Here is a 1,907-nt window from a genome sequence, read left to right on the forward strand (position 1 = left end):
TCGCGCTGGTGCCGCTCGTACTGTCGAACTACCTCGAGAACCTCGTACTGCAAGCGCTCGTCTTTGCCATTCTGGCCATTTCGTGGAATCTCCTCGCGGGCTATGCAGGGCAAGTATCGCTCGGCCACGCCGCGTTCTTCGGTATCGGCGCGTACGTCAGCGCGTGGCTCACGACGCCGAGCGTCGCCGGTCTCCCGTCCTGGCTTACGATGCCCGTCGTCGTGGCCGTCCTCGCCGGCGGCGCCGCGGCGGCGCTTCTCGCGCTGGTAACTGGTCCGGCCGTCTTCCGCCTCGACGGCCACTACTTCGCTATCGGTACGCTCGCACTCGCGACCATCATCCAGATACTCCTCAACAACCAACGGACGCTGACCGGCGGGGCCACCGGTTACTACGTCCAGAACGACCTCGGGAAGGTCGGCGTCTACTATCTCGCCGTCGTCACTCTCGTCGCTGTCTTCCTCACGACGTACTACGTTATCAGCGGGCGATTCGGCCTCGGAATGCAGGCGATCCGGGACGACGAGGACGCCGCGAACACGCTCGGCGTCAATCCGTTGCGGTATAAGATGTGGGCGTTCATCATCTCGACGTTCTTTGCCGGGGTCGCCGGCGGACTGTACGGACAGTACACGCTCTACTTGAACGCCTCCTCTACGCTCGGCGTCGGCTGGACTATCGACATGCTCGTCATCGTCGTCTTGGGCGGAATGGGCACGCTGGTCGGCCCGCTGTTCGGAACGGGAATATTCATCGTCATCAATAAGCTTCTCAGTGACTTCGTCGGCGGGCTTGCGACGACGTTCGAGGGGATACTCAGCGTCCTGTTCGTTATTTTCCTTCCCCAGGGTCTCTATGGGTACCTTCACGATAGCGTCGTCACTGACGCTGAGAGCGGCGAAAGCGTCTCGGAGACGTGAACTACTTCTCATGCCTCGAACGAACTGCAGCCGGTACGGAATCTGACCGTGCCAGCCGATCTTTCGGGTCTTCGTGGGTTTTGACGCTTCGCCCAGCTGGTTCAGCGCCTGTCTAGTCAACGACTAGCGAAACACGAACAGTATCTCAGTCTCACGGTCTATACTGTATAATGATGGATGAGTAGATACTATTATGTAGGATGATACGTATCGTCTACCCATGGAAACGTTCGCGTTCCACCTGATGCCGTATCAGGACATCGACGACATCCAAGAGAAGAAGACCGCCTGGCCCTGGACTGAGTACGACTACGACCCCGAAAAGGGCGCCAAGTACTACCAGGACTACCTCGGCCAGCTCGAGTACGCCGCCGAACTCGGCTTCGACGGCGTCGGTGTCAACGAACACCACTACAACGCCTACGGCCTCCAGCCCGGCCCCAACATCACTGCCTCCAACCTCGTCGCACGCACCGCCGAGTACGACACCACCATCGCCTTCTTCGGCAACCTCCCCGCCCTCCGCGAAAACCCCATCCGTCTCGCCGAAGAACTCGCTATGCTCGACAACATCAGCGAAGGCCGCATCATCAGCGGCTTCCCCCGCGGCATCCCCAGCGAGTATCTCGCCTACGGCATCCCCATGGACGAGTCCCGCTCGCGCTTCGAGGAAGCCTGGGACCTCATCGTCAAAACCTGGACGGCCGACGAGCCCTTCGACTGGGACGGCGAACACTTCCAGTACGAAAACGTCTACACCTGGCCCCGCCCCTACCAGGATCCCCACCCGGATCTCTGGATGGCTGCGGAGAGCGAGAAGTCCCTCCGATTCGCCGCTGAGCGGGAAATCCCAATCGGCGTTGTCTTCGGTAGCACCGAGGAGAAGGCCGAGATCCGCGATAACTACCGCGACATCGCCGAGGACGAGTTCGGTTGGACGCCGGGTGACGAGCAGTGCACCAGCAATCGCTCGAGCTACGTCGCTGA

Annotated in this window: 2 protein-coding genes; both read left to right on the forward strand. The window is 60.8% G+C overall.

Annotation, left to right across the window (positions count from 1 at the left end; genetic code table 11):
• The coding region (locus LPA44_RS17900; protein WP_230890837.1) for a branched-chain amino acid ABC transporter permease at positions 1 to 920 on the forward strand (920 nt) is incomplete at its 5' end.
• A 220-nt stretch (positions 921 to 1,140) separates the two neighbouring features.
• A partial coding sequence (locus LPA44_RS17905; RefSeq protein ID WP_230890838.1) for an LLM class flavin-dependent oxidoreductase occupies positions 1,141 to 1,907 on the forward strand: 767 nt, incomplete at its 3' end.

The sequence above is a fragment of the Halobacterium sp. KA-4 genome (genome assembly GCF_021028995.1).
Classification (GTDB): Archaea; Halobacteriota; Halobacteria; order Halobacteriales; family Halobacteriaceae; genus Halobacterium.